18 protein-coding genes are annotated in these 17,902 nt (G+C 68.1%); 13 read left to right on the forward strand and 5 right to left on the reverse strand.

Annotation, left to right across the window (positions count from 1 at the left end):
- Positions 1-60 precede the first annotated feature (60 nt).
- Positions 61-3,252: a GH92 family glycosyl hydrolase gene (locus C8271_RS10670; protein ID WP_106507269.1), complete on the reverse strand. Its 3,192-nt coding sequence runs from the start codon at positions 3,250-3,252 to the stop codon at positions 61-63.
- 134 nt (positions 3,253-3,386) lie between these two features.
- Here C8271_RS10670 and C8271_RS10675 point away from each other — a divergent pair, with 134 nt between their 5' ends.
- The 5 genes from C8271_RS10675 to C8271_RS10690 all read left to right on the forward strand — a co-directional run bounded on the left by C8271_RS10675 (position 3,387) and on the right by C8271_RS10690 (position 7,143).
- Positions 3,387-3,887, forward strand: coding sequence for a hypothetical protein (locus C8271_RS10675; protein WP_138774557.1), 501 nt, complete (start codon positions 3,387-3,389; stop codon positions 3,885-3,887).
- Between the two features lie 221 nt (positions 3,888-4,108).
- Positions 4,109-4,255, forward strand: a complete 147-nt coding sequence (locus C8271_RS13875; RefSeq protein WP_170957865.1) for a hypothetical protein — start codon at positions 4,109-4,111, stop codon at positions 4,253-4,255.
- Positions 4,252-5,592, forward strand: a complete 1,341-nt coding sequence (locus C8271_RS10680) for a YeiH family protein (protein ID WP_106507271.1) — start codon at positions 4,252-4,254, stop codon at positions 5,590-5,592. The genes C8271_RS13875 and C8271_RS10680 overlap by 4 nt, the downstream gene beginning before the upstream one ends.
- Before the next feature lie 154 nt (positions 5,593-5,746).
- Positions 5,747-6,631: a dihydrodipicolinate synthase family protein gene (locus C8271_RS10685; protein WP_106507272.1), complete on the forward strand. Its 885-nt coding sequence runs from the start codon at positions 5,747-5,749 to the stop codon at positions 6,629-6,631.
- A gap of 185 nt (positions 6,632-6,816) precedes the next feature.
- On the forward strand, positions 6,817-7,143 hold the full coding sequence (locus tag C8271_RS10690; RefSeq protein WP_106507273.1) for a putative quinol monooxygenase: 327 nt from the start codon (positions 6,817-6,819) through the stop codon (positions 7,141-7,143).
- 57 nt (positions 7,144-7,200) lie between these two features.
- On the opposite strand, the gene C8271_RS10695 is transcribed toward C8271_RS10690, so the two are convergent.
- Positions 7,201-8,166: a helix-turn-helix domain-containing protein gene (locus C8271_RS10695; RefSeq protein WP_106507274.1), complete on the reverse strand. Its 966-nt coding sequence runs from the start codon at positions 8,164-8,166 to the stop codon at positions 7,201-7,203.
- Here C8271_RS10695 and C8271_RS10700 point away from each other — a divergent pair.
- Entirely contained in the window at positions 8,155-8,718 is a 564-nt protein-coding gene (locus C8271_RS10700) for a TIGR03086 family metal-binding protein (protein WP_170957866.1), read from the forward strand. The genes C8271_RS10695 and C8271_RS10700 overlap by 12 nt on opposite strands.
- Before the next feature lie 34 nt (positions 8,719-8,752).
- On the opposite strand, the gene C8271_RS10705 is transcribed toward C8271_RS10700, so the two are convergent.
- Positions 8,753-9,223 (reverse strand): P-loop nucleotide/nucleoside kinase family protein, encoded by a 471-nt coding sequence (locus tag C8271_RS10705; protein WP_106507275.1) that lies wholly within the window; start codon positions 9,221-9,223, stop codon positions 8,753-8,755.
- Positions 9,224-9,308: 85 nt separating this feature from the next.
- On the opposite strand from C8271_RS10705, the gene C8271_RS10710 reads away from it, so the two are divergent.
- Complete coding sequence (locus C8271_RS10710) at positions 9,309-10,067, forward strand: helix-turn-helix transcriptional regulator (RefSeq protein WP_106507276.1); 759 nt, start codon at positions 9,309-9,311, stop codon at positions 10,065-10,067.
- A 151-nt stretch (positions 10,068-10,218) separates the two neighbouring features.
- Entirely contained in the window at positions 10,219-11,034 is an 816-nt protein-coding gene (locus C8271_RS10715) for a VOC family protein (RefSeq protein WP_106507277.1), read from the forward strand.
- A gap of 78 nt (positions 11,035-11,112) precedes the next feature.
- Here the strand turns inward: C8271_RS10715 and fmdA are convergent, their stop codons facing one another.
- Together fmdA and C8271_RS10725 are read right to left on the reverse strand one after the other, a co-directional pair.
- Positions 11,113-12,375 carry a formamidase gene (fmdA, locus tag C8271_RS10720; protein WP_106507278.1) on the reverse strand — a complete coding sequence of 421 codons (1,263 nt, stop codon included), beginning with the start codon at positions 12,373-12,375 and terminating at the stop codon, positions 11,113-11,115.
- 40 nt (positions 12,376-12,415) lie between these two features.
- Entirely contained in the window at positions 12,416-12,706 is a 291-nt protein-coding gene (locus C8271_RS10725; protein ID WP_212591341.1) for an FmdB family zinc ribbon protein, read from the reverse strand.
- A gap of 199 nt (positions 12,707-12,905) precedes the next feature.
- On the opposite strand from C8271_RS10725, the gene C8271_RS10730 reads away from it, so the two are divergent.
- From C8271_RS10730 to C8271_RS13715, 5 genes are all read left to right on the forward strand, one after another.
- On the forward strand, positions 12,906-13,199 hold the full coding sequence (locus C8271_RS10730; protein ID WP_138774559.1) for a hypothetical protein: 294 nt from the start codon (positions 12,906-12,908) through the stop codon (positions 13,197-13,199).
- A gap of 176 nt (positions 13,200-13,375) precedes the next feature.
- Positions 13,376-14,854, forward strand: a complete 1,479-nt coding sequence (locus tag C8271_RS10735) for a mannitol dehydrogenase family protein (RefSeq protein WP_106507281.1) — start codon at positions 13,376-13,378, stop codon at positions 14,852-14,854.
- 80 nt (positions 14,855-14,934) lie between these two features.
- Positions 14,935-16,023, forward strand: a complete 1,089-nt coding sequence (locus tag C8271_RS10740) for an L-idonate 5-dehydrogenase (protein WP_106507282.1) — start codon at positions 14,935-14,937, stop codon at positions 16,021-16,023.
- 172 nt (positions 16,024-16,195) lie between these two features.
- The gene (locus C8271_RS10745; protein WP_106507283.1) at positions 16,196-17,584 is read left to right on the forward strand and encodes a GntP family permease; all 1,389 of its coding nucleotides are present in this window, start codon (positions 16,196-16,198) and stop codon (positions 17,582-17,584) included.
- A 78-nt stretch (positions 17,585-17,662) separates the two neighbouring features.
- Positions 17,663-17,902 carry a hypothetical protein gene (locus C8271_RS13715; RefSeq protein ID WP_138774560.1) on the forward strand — a complete coding sequence of 80 codons (240 nt, stop codon included), beginning with the start codon at positions 17,663-17,665 and terminating at the stop codon, positions 17,900-17,902.

Consider the following 17,902-nt stretch of genomic DNA (forward strand, 5'->3'; position numbering starts at 1 on the left):
TCGAGCGGCCGCGGTCAGAGCCGGGCAGGTGCGGGCAGAGTCAGTCGGTATCGAGCATGCTCACCCCAGCAGTTCCACTTGGGCAAGGCGCAGCGGCCCCTGAGCGGTGACGATCACCAGACGATGGTGGGCGTACGCACGCTCGGCATGGACAGCAAACGGACGGGTCTGGCGCCGCCACAGGAAGGTCTGCGCGACACGTTCATCGAGCACCTGCCAGCCGGCCTGCCCCGACGGGTCGTCGGTACCCTCAAGCCTCCAGGCGATCGGGTCGCCGCCTTCGGTTTCAGCGGAGGTGAGGGTGTAGAACCGTACCGGCTGCGGCTGCGTGAGCGCGGGCAGGTCGATCACCGCAGCGGCCTGTTCGAGCTGGGCCTCAGTGCGTGCATCGTCATCCAGCAGCGGGTCGGAGGCATCGCGCGGCAGCAGGTCCTGCAGCGGACGCGGATGCTCTCCGGTGGCGGTGAGCGAAGGCGGCACCGTGCCCCAACCGCTCGGCTCGGCGGCGAGCGTGAACTCCACCCGACCGTGCAGGTCGGCGTGCTCCACCCAGGCACCCTCGCGGGCCTCACCGTTCACGGTGAGCGCCGTGACGTACGGGTGATCGGGCGCCTGGTCGCGGGCGATCACCTCGAAAGGCTGGCCGCCGAGCGGCCGCACCTGCGCGGCGGCGAACAGTGGCGCCACCACGTGGTAGCGGGGCGTGCCCAGCTGCAGCGGGTACAGGCCGAGCGCGGTGAGCAGCCACCAGGCGCTCATCTCGCCGTTGTCCTCATCGCCCGGGTAGCCCTGGCCGATCTGCTCGCCGACGAACAGGCGGCGATGTACCTCGCGCACGATCTCCATGGCCCGGTGCGGGGCGCCGGCGTGGTGGAACAGGAACGGGATGTGGTGCGAGGGCTGGTTCGACATGCCGAACTGGCCCATGCGCACGGCTCGCGCTTCGTCCATTTCGTGGATCACGTGACCGTAGGTGCCCTTGCGGTCGGCCCGCTCCGGGGTGGCGAAGAACTCTTCGAGCTTGGCGAGCAGGCTTTCGCGTCCGCCGTAGAGAGCGGCAAGCCCCTCGCCGTCGTGCGGCACGTGGAAGGCGAAGTTCCAGCCGTCGGTCTCGGTGAAGTCACCACCCCAGGAGAGCGGATCGAACTGTTCGGGGCTTTTCGCGAAGGCACCGTCGTTGCGGCGCCCCTGGAAGAAACCGATCGCGGGGTCGAACAGCAGCGCGTAGTTCAGGCTGCGGGCACGCAGGTAGGCGGCTTCCTCGCGCAACTGCGTGCGTTCGTCGTCGCTGAGCTGCACGGTGTCATCGGCGGCGATCAGCTCCGCCTGGGCGGCGAGGCCCTGGTCGTTGATGTGCGCCTCGAGCGCCCAGGAGACTGATTCGTCGGTATCGGTGTCGACGTAGCCGGTGAAAACGGCGCGCTCATTGCCCTTGCGACCGACTTCGCGGCGTGGCGGTGCGACCGTCGCATTGCGCAGACCCGAGCGGTATGCCGCCACAGGATCCGGCAGGGCGATGCCCTTGACCTGTAGGTCCGCGAAGGAGATGTCGGAGGAGGTGCCGGTCATGCAGTCGGCGTAGCCCGGGGAGGACCAGCGCGGGATCCAGCCGCCCTCACGGAAGTGCTGCACGAAGCCGTCGGCCAGACGGGCAGCGAGCTGCGGATACAGCAGCGCGTAAGCGGGCCATGCGGTGCGGTAGGTGTCCCAGAAGCCGTTGTTCACGAACAGCTCACCCGGCACGATCTGCGCGTCGGTGCGGGTGGCCGTCACCTCGCCGCGGCGCGGCAGCACGGGGCTGGCGTGCATGTATCGGGGCTGCTCCGCAGTGCCGGTGTTCTCGTGATGGGAGTTCGGGTACAGGTTCAGCCGGTACAGATTGCCGTAGAGCGTGCGGCGCTGGGGCGGCGTCGCATCCGGCACGGTGATGACGCTCAGCCGCTCGCTCCAGGCACGGTGGGCGGCATCGCGAACCTGCTCGAGGGTGCGGTCCTGCAGCTCCTGGTGGAAGGTGCGGCGAGCCTGGTCAATGCCCAGGAAGCTCGTGGCCAGGTGCACGGTGGCGCGGCGTGTGCCTTCCGGGAAGGTGAGCACCGCTCCGCCGGGCGTGGCTCCGCGAGCGGAGCCCACGGCGACAGGCGCCGGCTCGACGCGGCCGAGCACGAACATGCGCGAGGAGCCTTCGAGCCGCGCGTCGCTGCCCATGGAGGAGTCGACCCAGCCGCGCAGCTCACCGTCGAGCACGGCGCCGGCGGCGTCGATCCGGGAGTTCTCATCGACGCCTTCGATCAGCAGATGCTCCCCGCCAGAGTCCGCAGCGAAGTCCACCTGCAGCACGAGACCGTGGTCGGTGGGGGCCACCTCGACAGCGGTGCCGTCGAGGAAGACGCACCGGTACTGGTCGGGGCGGGCGGTCTCCTGGTCGTGGTCGAAGGCACGTGAACGCTCCTGCGGGTCCGCGCTGGGCTGCGCGCCGGTCAGCGGCATGAGCATCAGCTGGTTGCGGTCACCCATCCACGGGCTCGGCTGGTGGGAGATGCCGATGCCCTGCAGGCGAGGCCGATTCTGTTCGCCATTCGTGCGGTGGTACTCATACAGCCAGCGGCGGGTGCGTGCATTCGTGGCCGGGGTGATGAAGCAGAAGCCGTTGGGCCAGGCGGTGGCTGGGATGTTGTTGCCACGGGAGAAGTCTCCCGAGGAGTGCGTGCCGCGGCGCGTGTCCACCCAGGCCACGGGATCATCGACCGGCGGGTCGGCAGGCAGGGGGCCGACGTAGGGGCCGTCAATCCACCCGGTCAGCTCGCTGGGCACCTCCGGCGGCTCCGCCACGACGAGCACGTCGGTGATCGTGCGACCGACGGCGGCGTCGAGAGCGACCTGCACGTCGTTCCACTGATCGGGGAACAGCGCCTTGCCCTCGAGCTGGCCACGCGCGGTGGCCGTCATGCCGTACTGGTCTGTGGGCCGCAGCTCGCTGAGGCGGCTGCCGTCGTCGAAGACGAGGTCGAGGGCGACGGCCATGGCACCCCAGGTCTGCTCGGCGTCAAGCACAGGATGGATGTACCAGCGCAGAACGTCACCGCTGGCGACCACCGTCCTGCGCACCTCCGGCACATCGGGCAGAGCGGGCAGGGTCTCCTCCGCAATCTGACCGGCGCGGCAGGTGTACTGCACGGCCTCAACGGCGCGGAAACCCGCGCCATTGCTGCTTGTGGGGGTATCGATAGGACCGTTCTGGGAGCGGAGCATCATCGGACCAATCTATCGGGCCAGGGCCGCTATGGGGAGGCAAACCCCTGGTGGATGCCCGGATGCGTGACCGGACTGTTGCAGGGATAATCGGTCACGGCGCACGCCGCCGCACATCACTGCAGAAGGGGGACCCGATGGCGTTCGCGAATCCGGCTGTGACCCCGGGGGAGGCTCGACAGGGCACGCCGAAGCGGCCCACATGGCACTGGCTGGTGATCGGTGGTCTGCTCGCGGCCGCTGCATTCCTGGTGCTCGTGGTGGGCGCTGTTGTGCTGATCATGATCCTGGCGCGCGGTAACCCGCAGGACACTCTCGATAATTTCTACGAGTCGATGCGCACCGGGGACTGCGAACTGTTCATGGAGTCCACCAGCGAGACGTTTCGAGACTCGACCGGCCTGACCAGCTGCGAGGTCTTCGAGGAGAACCTGGCGGGCATAGACATCGACTATGACGTCAACGAACGCGTGAACCGCAGCGGGTACGCAGTCTTCGGCGTCACGGAGCACTACCAGCACCCTGAGCTCGGCCCCGTGGACGTCGATATGGAGTTCTACATCGCGCGGCGGGACGGTGGCTGGCAGATGGATGGTGTGTTGGAAGCCAGTGAGGACTCGATCACCTCGGGTGACTGATCGACGGTCGCGGTACCGCGCGGCGTGGCCACACGTCGGTTTCCCGCGGCGACGGCTCCACGGGGCCTACGGTCAGCCGCCATCCGGCATCGGCCAGATGTCCTGCTGGTGAACTCCTGTGCCGCGAGGGCTTCTGGTGCGCGAACGGATCCTCGGCTGATTTAGCGTGAATGGATCGGCTCCACGGCGTCGAACCGCCCCACGAGTGAAGGCAGTGATCCATGAGCGTGCAGCAGAAGTCTCGTCCGGAATCACCGGACGACCACAAGCGGTTCTCTCTGTCCGAAGACTGGGCGGCCACTGTGGTGGGGCTCATCCTGCTGGCACTGTGCCTGACAGGTCTGATCACCCCGGGAATGATCCCGTGAGCGCGCGCCCGGAGAGCCGCGCACCCGATACCGCGGACGAGCAGCAGTCCGCGAGCGAGCAGCCGCGCGGCGATGGATCGTCGGCCGCTGCCGGCCCGTCGGTCGGGGCCGCCTCGGGACCTGATGCTCCCCCGGCGGCCGACGCTGCGAGCACCTCAATTGGGTGGACCATCGCGGGCCTGGTGATCGTGGTCGCTCTGGCGGGCCTGGTGCAGTTTCTGACGGGCTGGGTTCCGCAGGTGAGTGCCGGGACGGGGCTCGGCGATATCGCCGACGCCATCGAGTACCCCGTCTACGCGATCGCGCTCGGTTTCCTGGGCAATGCTGTGCTGTCCCTGAGCGGTGTGCGCAAGCGGATGACAGCGGCTTTCCGCACCGAGTTCTTCATCAAGATCGGCCTCGTGCTGCTGGGCGCCTCGATCAACCTGGCGGTGATCGTCCGGGCTGCCGGCCCTGCTGTGCTGCAAGCGATCCTGCTGATCACCGCCGTGTTCGCGTTCACCTGGTGGTTCGCTGGACGGCTGGGGCTGGACGACAGACTGCGGGCGCTGCTGGCCTCTTCCCTGTCGATCTGCGGCGTGTCCGCTGCGGTGGCGGCCGCCGGCGCGGTGCAGGCGAAGAAGGAGCAGCTGGCCTTCACCGCGACGCTCGTGGTGGTCTTTGCCGTGCCGTCCATCTTCCTGCTGCCGTGGCTGGCGGACCTGATGGGGCTGCCCGATGCGGTCACCGGCGCGTGGATCGGCGGCAATATCGACACCACGGCCGCTGTGACCGCGGCGGGTGCTGTCGCAGGTGAGCAGCCGCTGCAGATCGCCTCGATCGTGAAGGTCACGCAGAACGCCCTGCTCGGCGTGGTGGCGGTGCTGCTCACGCTCTACTTCGCCTACCGGCATGCCGCGCAGGCAGACGGCACAGTCGACCGGGCAGCTGGTGACTCTCTCGACGGTTCGGTGACGGGGTCTGCGGCCGATTCTGCAGCGCCGACGGCTAAGGCGGCGACCGTCTCGAAACCATCGGTGTTCGACCCGGCGTCTTTGAAGATGCTGTGGGATCGCTTCCCGAAGTTCGTGCTGGGCTTCCTGGTCGCCTCTGTCGCGGTAACGGTGCTGGCGCAGTGGATACCGCAGGCTCGGCTCGAGCCGGCGTTGGATGCAGCGAAGTCTCTGCAGGGGTGGGCGTTGACCCTGGCGTTCGTCTCGATCGGCCTGGAGTTCAATGTGGCCTCCGCGAAGGATGCGGGCTGGAAGCCAGTTCTGGTGTTCGTTGTGGCCACCCTGGTCAACCTCGTGGTCGGGCTCGGCCTCGCCCTGTTGCTGTTCTCGAGCTTCCAGTTCTGATCACCTGCGGGTGACCACGCCCCGCTTGAATCCCCAGGGCGACCGCGTCCCAAGCGGAACATCCCTCCCCACATCTCAGCCAAACCTCCGATGTATCCTCGTACTTCCGGGTGTTGCTGCTGCAATACCCGCATTCGAGGCGAGGAGTGCTCCTATGTTCCGTGGTGTGTATTGCCCGAGCATCACCCTGTTCACTGAGGACGGGCGCATCGATCACGCATCGACGAGTGCCCATCTCGACCGCATAGTGAGTGCCGGCGTGCAGGGAGTGCTGGTGCTGGGCAGCATCGGCGAGTTCTTCACCCTCACTCCGCAGGAGAAAACGGAGATCACCCGTACTGCCGTGCAGGCCGTCGGCGGACATGCCCAGGTGCTCGTGGGCACCGCCGATACGGATCTGCGACAGGTGAAGGCCCTGAACCAGATGGCCGCCCAGGAGGGTGCGGATGCTGTCGTGGTGGTCTCTCCGTACTACTTCGGTCCGAGCCATGCCCAGGCACGACGGTTCTTCGGTGCTGTTGCCGAGGATTCGCCGCTGCCCGTCATGCTCTACAACTTCCCCGCGCGCACCGGCAGCGACCTCTCCCCCGAGCTTGTCCGGGATCTCGCCGCCACACATCCCGGCATCGTCGGCATCAAGGACACGGTGGACTGCCTCAGCCATACCCGGAAGGTGATCAGCGCGGTGCATCCGGTGCGGCCGGAGTTCTCGGTGCTCTCCGGGTTCGACGAGTATTACGTGGGCAACCGTGTGGCGGGCGGCCAGGGGGTGCTGTCGGGCCTGACGAATGTGGTGCCTGAGGTTTTCGTGGCGATGGATCGCGCCTGGGAGAGCGGCGACCATGCCACAGCACTCGAACAGGCCACGCGGATCTCTCGCCTCATGGCGCTGTACGACGTGGGCGATCTGTTCATCGGGGCCGTGAAGCAGGCCGCGCAGCTGCGCGGCACACCCGGCTCCGCCACGATGCGTGCGAGCGATATCCGGCTCGAGCCGGAGCACGTCGCGAGAATCGAGGAGCTGCTGGCCACCCTGTGACCGAGGCTCGTGCCGCGTCGTGGATCAACCCCACGGCCCCGGTGGCGCGCTGCCATCATGCACCGTGAGACGAGGCGCTGCGCTGGCACGTTTCGCGTTCCGAGAACAGCGGGTGCGCGGCAGCGTTCACACCAGACATGCTGAGGTTCGCGCGCCCGCGCATAGACCACCCTGAGGAGGCACCCATGATTCTGATCAATGTGAAGTTCCCGGTGAAGCCTGAGTTCGCGGATCGGTGGCCGGAAATCTCGCGTCCGTTCACCGACGCCTCCCGCGCCGAGGACGGCAACCTGTGGTTCGAGTGGTCGCGTTCCGTCGAGGACCCAAACACCTACGTCCTGATCGAAGCATTCACCGACGAGGGCGCAGAGCCGCACGTGAACTCCGAGCATTTCACGCGGATGCAGGAGGAGTTCCCGCAGTATCTCGCCGCTACCCCGCAGATCGTCTCCCGCCAGGTCGAGGGCGACGAGGGTTGGGGGCCGATGGGCGAGGTCGCTGTCGAAGGCTGAGCCGCGCACGTCAGGAACGCCGACGGGGTCGACCACCGTCGGGCGGTCGGTCCCGTCTCACGTCGGCGGCGGTCTCACCGAGCCGTTCGACGCCGCCGGGCGCGGGGCTGTCTGACGGGCCGCATACTCCCGCGGGGAGACGCCGAGCGCGTCCTTCACCGCGCGAGACAGATGCGCCTGGTCGGCATAGCCGAGGTCCGCAGCCACCTGCGCCCAGCGCACGCCGCATCCGGTGCGGGCCCGCTCGATCGCGGCGAGCAGGCGGAACCGGCGCAGGATCCACGATGGACCGGCGCCCACGGCACCGGGGACGAGCCGCTGCAGTGTGCGGGAGCTGACTCCGACAGCTCGAGCCCACTGCTCGACGGTGCGGATCCGCGGATCCTCCTCGGCACGGCGCGCCCACGACGCCACTTCGCGCGCGTCGCGCACGGCACGCGCTGGGCGGCAAGCGAGTGCGTCCGCGGCAGCGGTCATCAGCTCGTGGATCGCCTGCTCGATGGGGATGGCGTGGATGTCCTCCGCGTTCAGTCCGATGCCGAACTGCTCGGGCGGGAGCTCGCGGCCCGCAGGCTGCAGGTCGCGCACGTCGTCGACCCAGGCGGCGAACCCGCCGATGGTGGAGCGAAGGGCGACGTTGCGGCCACTGGCGGACAGCACCCGACGTGTGAGCGTGCGGGTCATACCGGTGACATAAGCGCGCACCGGGAACGGACCGGGCCCAGGATCAGCTCCCTCCGGTGGTGCGGTCCCCACCGAGACGTTGACGGCCGGGAAGGGCAGCACGTCCTGCGCGAGCTGTGCTCCGCCGGGCAGTGCCCACTCGACATGCCAGCCATGGGCGATGAGCCCGTCGAGGGACTCGACCGGCGGGTGCTTGGCGAAGGAGACGGCGCGAAGCATCGCGGTGGGGTCGATGAGGGCGCGGGTGTCCGGAAGCAGCGCCGTCGTGGGCGGAACCTGTCGCGAATCTTCAAGAGAATCGACGTCACAGCCCCGAGACTGGAGGTCATGAGCATTCATGATGATCTACACCCCGTCCTGTCCGAGCTCGCTGATGTTCTGGATCGTATCGATCCCGCCGACGATGCACGCCCGACCCCGTGCGATGCGTTCGACGTCGCTGCGCTTCGGGCTCATGTGCTGCAGTGGCTGACGTCGTTCGCCACTGGACTGGCGCACCCCACCGGTCAGTGCCCCGTCACGGGGGTCGACGTGGAGGGCCGCGGCGGCGATCAGGTCCGCCTGCTCGCCGAGCGGATCGAGGGGACTCGCGCTCATCTGCCCGAGCAGCTCGTCATCGGCGGCGAGGGACTGCCGGTGGACCTCGCGCTGGGGATGATCCTAGGCGAGTACCTGGTGCACGGCTGGGATCTGTCCGCCGCCACGGAACAGGCATGGACACCCGATGAGGCTGCGTGCGCGCGCACGGCGGACCTCTACCGCCGGATGCTCACCGACGAGGCTTCGCGCGGCTCGAGCTTCGGTCCAGCTCTGGACGTCCGCCCGGAGGCGTCCGAGCTCGAGAAGCTGCTCGGCGTCACGGGGCGGGATCCGAGCTGGACCCGCTGCTGATCAGCGCCTTCCCCAGCCTGTTGTGCGGTCGAGGTCAGGGCCTGAGTGTCTCGACGCCGCCCTCGTCGGCGCCCGGCCGCTCGAAGGAGGCGAGCCACCGGTCGAGCTGCGCCGGGTCGACGTGCACGCGGTGCGGGCCAGGTCCCGCGGCGTTACGTTCAGCGAGCCGACGGTGCAGCTCCGCGGCGGGAACATCGAAGAACAGCACACGCACCTCGGCGCCGGCGTCACGGGCGAGAGCGCGGTACTCGTCGCGGCGGGAGCGTGAGGGCAGGGCGTAGTCGAGCACGACGTTGCGCCCGGCCGCGACAGCTTCCCGCAGGCGGCGTTTATGCGCGATCTTCAGGTCACGCTGCAGCGTGGCGGGCAGCGGCTGCTCACGGTGGCCAACGTCCCAGGCATCCTGGTCAAGGGAGAGCCACAGCCAGCCCTGCTCGGCGAGGCGCGCGGCGAAGGTGGACTTCCCCGAACAGGTCAGCCCGCACAGCAGCAGGACCTGAGCCATCGCTGCTCCTTCCCGTCGGCTCCATGCCGACCTGGCACGCGGCGTCGGGGTTCCCGGGCCGCGGCCCGATGTGTAGAGTCCAAGCGTGGCACAGCCGACGTCTGCTGGGGCGGACGCCCGTTGGGCGTCCGCACTGGAGCTTGCGCGCAGCGCGCCTCAGGAGCTGTCCGTCGCGGACCTCGCCGACGAGGTCGGATACAGCCCCTTCCACTTCACGCGCCTGTTCACGCAGCGGACGGGTATCGGGCCGGGCCAGTACCTGATCGCCCAGCGCATCGACGCTGCCAAGCGCCTGCTGCTCACCGAGGATCTGCCGGTCATCGATGTGGCCACGGCGGTCGGCTTCGAGTCGGTCTCGAGCTTCTCGCGGCGCTTCAAGCAGACCGTCGGCGTCACACCCGGTGCGCTCCGGCAGCTCGCCGACAGGGTCGCCGACCATCCGCCCCAGCCGTTCGCACTGCTGCCACCGAGTCCGGACGTCGTGCGCGTGCACCTCGACGTCCCCGAGGAGGCCTGCCGACGCGGCGATCCCTCGCTGTGGGTCGGCTGGTATCCGGTGCCGGCCCCGATCGGTCTGCCCCGCGGTGGGATCCTGGCCCGGTCGATACCGTCGGTGGACCTGCCGCTCAGCCCCGGCGCCCCGTTCCTGCTGGCCTTCGCGGTCCGTGCCGAGGCGGATGTGCTCGACCAGCTCACACCGACCGCTCCCCTGGTCGCCGCCCATCCGGCCCCCTTGACCGCCTCTGCAGAGGTGACGCTAACGCTGCGTGTGGCCGACTCGACCGGGGTACCGATGCTGTCGGCACTACCGAGCCTGTGCCGCTCCGTCGGCGAGCCGGGCTGATCCCTTCGCGCACCCCTCGTTGGCCTGCTCCTCCCTGAGGACAGCAGGATCGGACATCCCTCCAGTCACACCCCAGCCGTAGCGTTCTCATCACCACGGGCATCCGCCCACCGATCATGCCGGGCGCCCGCCCGGTGCCTGAGGAGGACCCATGTCTCGCCCCGTCGGAAGCAGCTGCTGGATCGACTGCAACACCAACAACCCTGACAAGACCATCCCTTTCTACGAGGGCCTGTTCGGCTGGACCTTCACCGACACCGGTGAGGACTTCGCGAGCTACCGGATCATCCGCAACCAGGGCGCCGTCGTCGGCGGCTTCATGGACGTGTCCGGCTTGACCTGCCCGGAGGGCGATCCCCTGCCGGCCATGTGGGACGTGTACCTCGCGGTCGAGGATGCCGATGCTCGCGCGAAGCTCGCCGTCGAGAACGGCGGCCAGCTCCTCATGGGCCCAGACGATGCCGGCACTGCAGGACGCTTCGCGATCGTCCTGGACGCCGCCGGATCGAACGTCTCAATGTGGCAGGCCGGCGAGACCGAGGGCTACGAGTTCACCGGTCAGCCCGGATCCCCCGTCTGGTTCGAGTTGATGACGCACCACTACGACAAGGCCGCTGAGTTCTACACGGCAGTGTTCGAGGCGAACCTCGTGCCGATGGGAGACGACCTGCAGGAGGACTGCGAGGCCGTCCGCTACTCCACCAACGGGGCCAGCGATCAGGCCACCTGGGGTCTGGGCGATGCGACCGGCATGATGCCGCAGGAGGCCACCGGCTGGAGGGTCTACTTCAGTGTCGCCTCCAGTGAGGAGGCAATCGCGAAGGTCCCCGCGCTCGGTGGCACGGTGCTCGACGGCCCCCAGCCCTCACCCTTCGGCACCATCGCCACGGTGGCCGACCCCGACGGCGCGACCTTCCAGATCTGCGCCATGAGCGAGTCCGTGCACGAACCTGCCCTGGGTTCCTGAGCCACGGCCGACGGCACGAGGCCCGGGCCTGCTGCGCGGCAGGTCCGGGCCTCGTGGTACGGCGAGGTGCGTTGCCGATCAGGCCGACGGATCCGCGGCACGCGGAGCGCCGATACCGGGGTCGATCTTCTGCGGCCCGGATGCCGATGGCCGGATATCGATGTCGAAGATCGCTGTCGGCAGATACACCGTGGCGCAGGAGTTCGGGATGTCCACGACGCCGGAGAAGCGGCCCTCGATCGGTGCGGCACCCAGCAGCAGGAACGCCTGCTCCGGGCTGTAGCCGAACTTCGTGAGGTAGTCGATGGCGTGCAGGCAGGCCCGCTGGTACGCCAGCTGGGAGTCGAGGTAGCGCTGCTCGCCGTCCAGGGTTACCGAGGTGCCGGAGAAGGACAGCCACTCCGAGTACTGCGGCGCGACGTTGCCCGGCATGAAGATGGCGTTCTCGGTGACACCGTAGGTGTCCATGCCGCCCTTGATGATGTCGAGCCGCAGGTCGATGTAGCCGCCCATCTCAATGCCACCACAGAAGGTGATCTCTCCATCGCCCTGCGAGAAGTGCAGATCGCCCACGGAGAAGTTCGCGCCCGGCACGAACACCGGGTAGAAGACGCGGGTGCCCTTGGTGAGGTTCTTGATGTCCTGGTTACCGCCGTTCTCGCGCGGCGGCGCGGTGCGAGCACCCTCGGCCGCCACCCGGTCGTAGTCCTCACCGGTGAGCGAGCCGAGCACAGCGTCCTTCGGCTCGGGCGGAAGAGCCAGCGGAGGCAGACGGTCCGGATCAGTGGCGATCAGCGCCGCCTCGCGGGTGTTCCAGGTGTTCAGCAGCTCTTGCGACGGGGCGGTGCCCATCAGGCCCGGGTGCACGATGCCGGTGAAGGAGACCCCGGGGATGTGGCGCGAGGTCGCAGTCTGGCCGGTGAAGTCCCACACGGCCTTGTAGGCGTCCGGGAACTGGTCCACCAGGAAGGAGCCACCGTTGCTCTTGGCGAAGATGCCGGTGTATCCCCAGCCCTGGCCAGCAAGCGGACCGGAATCCTCCTGGGGGATCGGGCCGACGTCGAGGATGTCCACGACGAGCAGGTCACCGGGCTGGGCGCCTTCCACAGCGAACGGGCCGGAGAGCGCGTGCACCTTGCTCACCGGGGCGTTGAGGATGTCCTCTGCGCTGTCGTCGTTCTTGATGGCGCCGTCGAACCATTCGCGGCAGTCCGCACGGAAGGACTCGCCGGGCTTGACGGTCTCCACGGGCGGCACATCGGGGTGCCACCGGTTGTGGCCGGTCTTCTCTTGATCGGTGAAGGGCTTGCCGGAGTCCAGCGGGAACAGGTTGCGTGGCATGTCTGATCCTTTCGGGGGCGTACTGGTTCTCCCCCGCGCCTCATTCGGGGCGCGGAAGCTTCTGGTGCAGCGGGTTGCGACTGACCTTCCGTGGGGACGCTGCGGAACGGGCCGGGGGCAGCGAGGAGACAACCTCGGGTTCGTGCGCGCTGCGCTCGGTGGATTCGATGAGCCGTTTCGCGGGAGACGAGCCGTGCAGGACGGCGCCGGTGATGCGCCGGGGCGATGCTGCGTCGCATCGGGGGCAGGTGATGTGCTCGGGCACGTCACTCATCGGAAAGCTGCGCTCCACCGGGCCGCACTGGGCGCACCGGAACTCGTACAGCGGCACGGAACCTCCTTGCGTCCGGGCTCGGGGCGCAGCCCGTGACACGGCACACACTACGCCCACGGAGGTGTGCTGTCCCACGAACTGTGGATAGTCCATGGCTGACGGTGCGGCGGCGGGCTACACGGAGCGCTTCCCCTGTGCGGAACCCGTTGCCGGTTGCTGAGCCTCACCGGTGCTGTGCTTGCTACCATCCGCCCTCATGGAGCGCATCATCATGAGCTGGGACTACACCGAGTGGCCTGTGTTCAGCAGCCCGGCTGGCACCGACCCCTACCCTGATGTCCGCTCACGCATCAGCCCAGACTTGGCCTCAGACCTCGGGCGGTGGGCAACGGACATGTGTGTCGCATACGCCGATGAAACGGGGCTCACGCAACCGCCGACGTCAACAGCGGATGCGCTGGACGAAAGATTCGCCGACCTGGTGGATCGGCTACGCGGCGAGGGCGTCCGCGTCGAACGGGGCGAGTGCTGGTGGCGCGAGCATAATTGAGCTGGCATCTTGCGGCGTGTAATCGCGTGGCCGACCCATCCCCGTCGTGCACGGATCCCTCCCCCACGCCAGACCGCATTCTCACCGGCGGACACAGCTGCGGGGCCGTCGCACTTAGACAGGCGAGCCCTTCACGGGCCCGCCGCACTGCCCTCAGGAGGAGCACCGTGACTCGCATGACCCGCCAAACCGTGGATGCCAGCACCCGGGTAGGTGCCGGTGCGCGTGGCCGCACCGGGATCGTGCACCTTGGTCTCGGCAACTTCCACCGGGCCCATCTCGCGGTCTACACAGCGCTGGCTGGTGGCGGGGACTGGGGCATCGTCGGCGTCGCGAACCGCTCCCGCACCGTCGTCGACGCGATGACGGCGCAGGACCACCTCTACAGCGTGGTCACGCTGGACCCTGCCGTACAGGACGTTGGCGTGATCGACGTGCACCGTCGTCTGCTGGTGGCCGCCGAGCAGCCCGGTGATGTTCTCGACGTTCTCGCCGACCCCGGCCACCGCATCATCTCGCTGACCATCACCGAAGCCGGGTACCACCTGGATGCCACCACCGGGGAGCTCGATCTCTCCTCCCCCGGCATCGCCGACGATCTCGCGGCGCGTCCCGCGCAGGGAACCCTGCCGTCGACCATGCTGGGGCTGCTCGCCTACGGCCTGCTGCGTCGCCACGCGACCGGGGGTGCTCCGGTGACGGTGCTGTCGTGCGACAACCTGGTTGCGAACGGGGACACGGTGCGGCGTGCCGTGCTCGGTTTCTGCCGCGCCGCTGGGGCCGACGCAGGTGCGGATGACGCGTTCTTCGACTGGGTCGAACGCTCGGTGACGTTCCCGAACTCCATGGTGGACCGGATCGTGCCTGCCCCCACCGAGACCACCCGACAGACCGCCCAGCAGGTGCTCGGCCTGGAGGATCAGGCCGCCGTGCCTGCGGAGCGCTTCACCATGTGGGTGCTCGAGGACCGTTTCGCTGCGGGCCGTCCTACCTGGGAAACAGCCGGCGCCGTGTTCTCCTATGAGGTGGGGGCCTACGAAATGGTGAAGCTGCGCCTGCTGAACGCCGCGCATTCCCTGATTGCCTACCTGGGCGGGCTCGATGGACGCCCCACGATCCCCGCCGCGCGCGGTGAGGAGTTCATCGAGCGCTGCACCCGAGTTCTTCTCGAGCAGGAGAATCTGCCCAGCATCGATCTGCCGCGCGGCTTCAACCCCAAGAACTACCTGGAGCAGCTGTTCGACCGCTGGAACAACACTGTGCTCGGTGACCTCACCTCACGCGTCGGCTCCGACGGCTCCACCAAGCTGCCGCAGCGCATTCCCGCACCCTCGCTGCGGATGCTCGAGACGGGGCAGATCCCACGGATGAATGCCCTCACCGTGGCCGGCTGGATCGCCTGCACCGTGCCCCCGGTTGGCAGTGACCCGGGCGAGGTCGCCGCCGCGATGCAGGAGCCGCGCCGCGAGAGCCTGCAGCAGGCTGTCGCCGACGCCACGAGCGTGCGCGAGCACGTCCAGGCAGTACTCCGCACCGGGGTGCTGCCCGATGAGCTCGTCGCGCACACAGCGTTCGTCGACGAGGTGGTCACAGACCTCGAGCTGATCATCACCGAGGGTGTGCGGGCCGCCGCAGCGCGGGCGCTCGGTGAATAACCCATCGGGCACCGCTGCCCATCCGATTCCCGCATCGACCCCGAGTCGGCGCATCCGCTGACCCCATGAAGGAGAAAACCATGAAGGCCCTGCTGATCCACGGCGCCGAACAGATGAGCGTCGAGGAGGTGCCTCTGCCCGAGCCCACCGGCACCCAGGTGCGTGTGCGCATGCTCTACGGCGGCATCTGCGGATCTGATCTGCACTACTACTTCCAGGGCCGCAACGGCGAGTACGAGGTGCGTGAACCGTTCATCCCCGGGCACGAGATAAGCGGCGTGGTGGATCTGGATCCCTCCGGCCGCCTCGCACCCGGCACTCCCGTGACGATCGCTCCGGCCACGTACGGCACGAGCGAACCCGGGATCGAGGGTCGTCGCCACCTCTGGCCCGGCGGCAGCTACCTCGGCTCCGCCTCCACGATGCCGCACACCCAGGGCGGTATGAGCGAGTACCGCGTGGTGGAGGACTTCATGATCCGGGTGCTTCCCGAAAACCTGGATCTGCGCACCGCGGCGCTTGCTGAACCGCTCGCCGTCGGCCTGCACGCGATCACCGTGTCGGCAGTCGATGTGACCGGAGCCCGCGCGCTCGTCAGCGGCGCCGGGCCGATTGGGCTGTGCGTGGCTGCCGCCCTGGTGGCCCGCGGCGCCGCCGACGTCACTGTCACCGACGTCATGCCCGAACCGCTTGAGCGGGCGCGTGCGGTGGGCGCGCACCACACGGTGAACGTCGCCCACGAGGGCATTCCAGCGATGGCGTACGACGTCGTGTTCGAATGCTCCGGTGCTGCTCCCGCCGTCTCCCCGGCGCTTTCTGCAGTGCGCCGCGCCGGCACCGTGGTGCAGGTGGGCATGCTCCCAAACGAGATGGTGGGTGTGAACCTCGCGCCGTTCGTCTCCAAGGAAGTGACCTATGTGGGCACCTTCCGTTTCAACAACGAGATCGACGACGCCGTTGCTCTGCTCGCCGCCCATCCGGCGATCGCGTCGATCATCACGCATGTCATCCCGGCCAACGATGCGGTGGCAGCTTTCGAGACCGCACGAGATTCGCGCATCTCCGGCAAGGTGCTCGTGGATCTGTGGAGCTCGGAGGGCGGCACAGCCTCGGAAGGCGGCACAGCCTCACAGGGCAGCTCAATCTCGAAGAGCGACGTCACGCGCTGAGTCGCACACCACACCGGAACGGGCTGGGTGGTCCCGCCTCGAGCACCCGTGCGCGGCGTAGGGTGCCGGTTGTTCCTGGCGCTGTCGCCGATCACTGAGGATCGACGCGACATCGCAGGCCCGATGAGGCGTTTCGCCCCACCCCCGTTGTTCCACAGACAGGAGCTCCGCAATGGAGATCGAAGGCTGGACACAGACGCTCGGCGCAGGCTCCCTGTTGGGCATCGCCGCCGCAGCGATCGCTGTGATCCTTCTGCTCGTCATCAAATTCCGCCTGCACGCCTTCCTCACGCTGATCCTGGTCAGCCTCGGCACCGCGTTCGCTACCGGTATTCCCGCGAACGAGATCGTCAATGTGCTGGTGGGCTCCTTCGGCAGCACGCTCGGCTCCGTGGCCCTGCTGGTGGGGCTCGGCGCCATGCTTGGCAAACTCATCGAGCATTCCGGCGGCGCCACGGTTCTGGCCGACACGATGATCGACATCTTCGGTGAGAAGCGCGCGCCGCTCGCCCTGGGGGTCGCCTCCCTGCTGATGGGCTTCCCCATGTTCTTCGATGCTGGCCTGGTCGTGATGCTGCCGATCGTGTTCGCAGTCGCGGCACGACTGGGTGGGCCGGTGCTGCTGTATGCCTTCCCCACAGCTGTGGCGTTCTCGGTGATGCATGTGTTCGTGCCGCCGCACCCCGGCCCCGTCGCTGCTGCTGAGGCCTATGGCGCGAACCTGGGGCTGGTGCTGGCTATCGGCATGGTGATCGCTGTGCCGACGTTCTACGTGAGCGGCATCCTGTGGGGGAAGTACTGCGCGAAGAAGTTCGGGTTCACCGTGAACGCCGGTTCCCTGTTCGGTGCCGAAACGGATGAGGATGTGAAGAACCCGCCGTCAGTGCTCACGGTGGTCCTTGTGCTGTTGCTGCCGATGGTGCTGATCTTCATGAACACGGGCCTGGACTTCCTGCGCGCTGCGGGCACCGTGTCTGAGGAAGCGACCTTGTACCAGGTGGCCCGCGCCTTCGGCTCCTCCCCTGTCGCCCTGCTGATCTCCGTGCTCGTGGCTCTCGTCGTGCTGGGCTTCCGCCGTGGCGAGACCGGTAATGCACTGGAGAAGATCGTCGATTCCTCGCTCGGCCCGATCTGCTCGGTCGTTCTGATCACCGGCGCCGGTGGCATGTTCGGCGGTGTGCTGCGCACGTCTGGGATCGGCGATGCCCTGGCGAACACTCTCGACGGCCTGGGCGTGCCGCTGATCCTGGCGGCGTACCTCATCGCCGTGATCCTGCGTGTGGCACAGGGCTCGGCCACGGTGGCGCTCGTGACCACCGCGGGTCTGCTGGCCCCTGCCATTGCGGCACAGGGGCTCTCGGCCGGTCAGATCGCTGCGCTCACGGTGGCGACCGCGGCCGGTTCCGTGTTCGCTTCACATGTGAATGACTCCGGTTTCTGGCTGGTGGGTCGTCTGTTCAACATGGACGTGGCCACCACCTTGCGCACCTGGACGGTGCAGCAGGCTCTGGAGTCGCTGATGGGCTTCGTGCTCGCTGCCGGATTCTTCTTGGTGCTCTGACCGGTGCACGTTCGGCTCCGCGGGGGTTGCTCGGCGCGTCAGCGCCGGTGCGGCCCCCGCTGTTCGTAGCATCGACGCATGTGCCCCACGCAACGCCGTCCTCGGCTGGTCCTCACCCGCCGCGGCCGTCTGGTGCGCACGATTCTCGTGGCAATACTTCTCCTGATCGTGCTGGCGCTGGCCCTGACCCTGGTGCTGCCGCGGCTGGGCGGCGACGCCGCGGGCAGTGCCGCGACAAGCAGTGCGACCTCCCTCGCGGGCAGCGGAGATCCTGTCGCGTCGCTGCCGCTCCTTTCTCGCAGGGGGGTAGCGTCCTGA

The organism is Brachybacterium timonense (assembly GCF_900258505.1).
In the GTDB taxonomy this organism is placed as follows: Bacteria; Actinomycetota; Actinomycetes; order Actinomycetales; family Dermabacteraceae; genus Brachybacterium; species Brachybacterium timonense.

Bases quoted from the DNA above. Each gene is read 5' to 3' on its own strand.
- C8271_RS10670 (WP_106507269.1), bottom strand. From the start codon at position 3,252: ATGATGCTCCGCTCCCAGAACGGTCCTATCGATACCCCCACAAGCAGC.
- C8271_RS10675 (WP_138774557.1), top strand. From the start codon at position 3,387: ATGGCGTTCGCGAATCCGGCTGTGACCCCGGGGGAGGCTCGACAGGGC.
- C8271_RS13875 (WP_170957865.1), top strand. From the start codon at position 4,109: ATGAGCGTGCAGCAGAAGTCTCGTCCGGAATCACCGGACGACCACAAG.
- C8271_RS10685 (WP_106507272.1), top strand. From the start codon at position 5,747: ATGTTCCGTGGTGTGTATTGCCCGAGCATCACCCTGTTCACTGAGGAC.
- C8271_RS10690 (WP_106507273.1), top strand. From the start codon at position 6,817: ATGATTCTGATCAATGTGAAGTTCCCGGTGAAGCCTGAGTTCGCGGAT.
- C8271_RS10700 (WP_170957866.1), top strand. From the start codon at position 8,155: ATGAGCATTCATGATGATCTACACCCCGTCCTGTCCGAGCTCGCTGAT.
- C8271_RS10695 (WP_106507274.1), bottom strand. From the start codon at position 8,166: ATGAATGCTCATGACCTCCAGTCTCGGGGCTGTGACGTCGATTCTCTT.
- C8271_RS10705 (WP_106507275.1), bottom strand. From the start codon at position 9,223: ATGGCTCAGGTCCTGCTGCTGTGCGGGCTGACCTGTTCGGGGAAGTCC.
- C8271_RS10715 (WP_106507277.1), top strand. From the start codon at position 10,219: ATGTCTCGCCCCGTCGGAAGCAGCTGCTGGATCGACTGCAACACCAAC.
- fmdA (WP_106507278.1), bottom strand. From the start codon at position 12,375: ATGCCACGCAACCTGTTCCCGCTGGACTCCGGCAAGCCCTTCACCGAT.
- C8271_RS10730 (WP_138774559.1), top strand. From the start codon at position 12,906: ATGGAGCGCATCATCATGAGCTGGGACTACACCGAGTGGCCTGTGTTC.
- C8271_RS10735 (WP_106507281.1), top strand. From the start codon at position 13,376: ATGACCCGCCAAACCGTGGATGCCAGCACCCGGGTAGGTGCCGGTGCG.
- C8271_RS10740 (WP_106507282.1), top strand. From the start codon at position 14,935: ATGAAGGCCCTGCTGATCCACGGCGCCGAACAGATGAGCGTCGAGGAG.
- C8271_RS10745 (WP_106507283.1), top strand. From the start codon at position 16,196: ATGGAGATCGAAGGCTGGACACAGACGCTCGGCGCAGGCTCCCTGTTG.
- C8271_RS13715 (WP_138774560.1), top strand. From the start codon at position 17,663: ATGTGCCCCACGCAACGCCGTCCTCGGCTGGTCCTCACCCGCCGCGGC.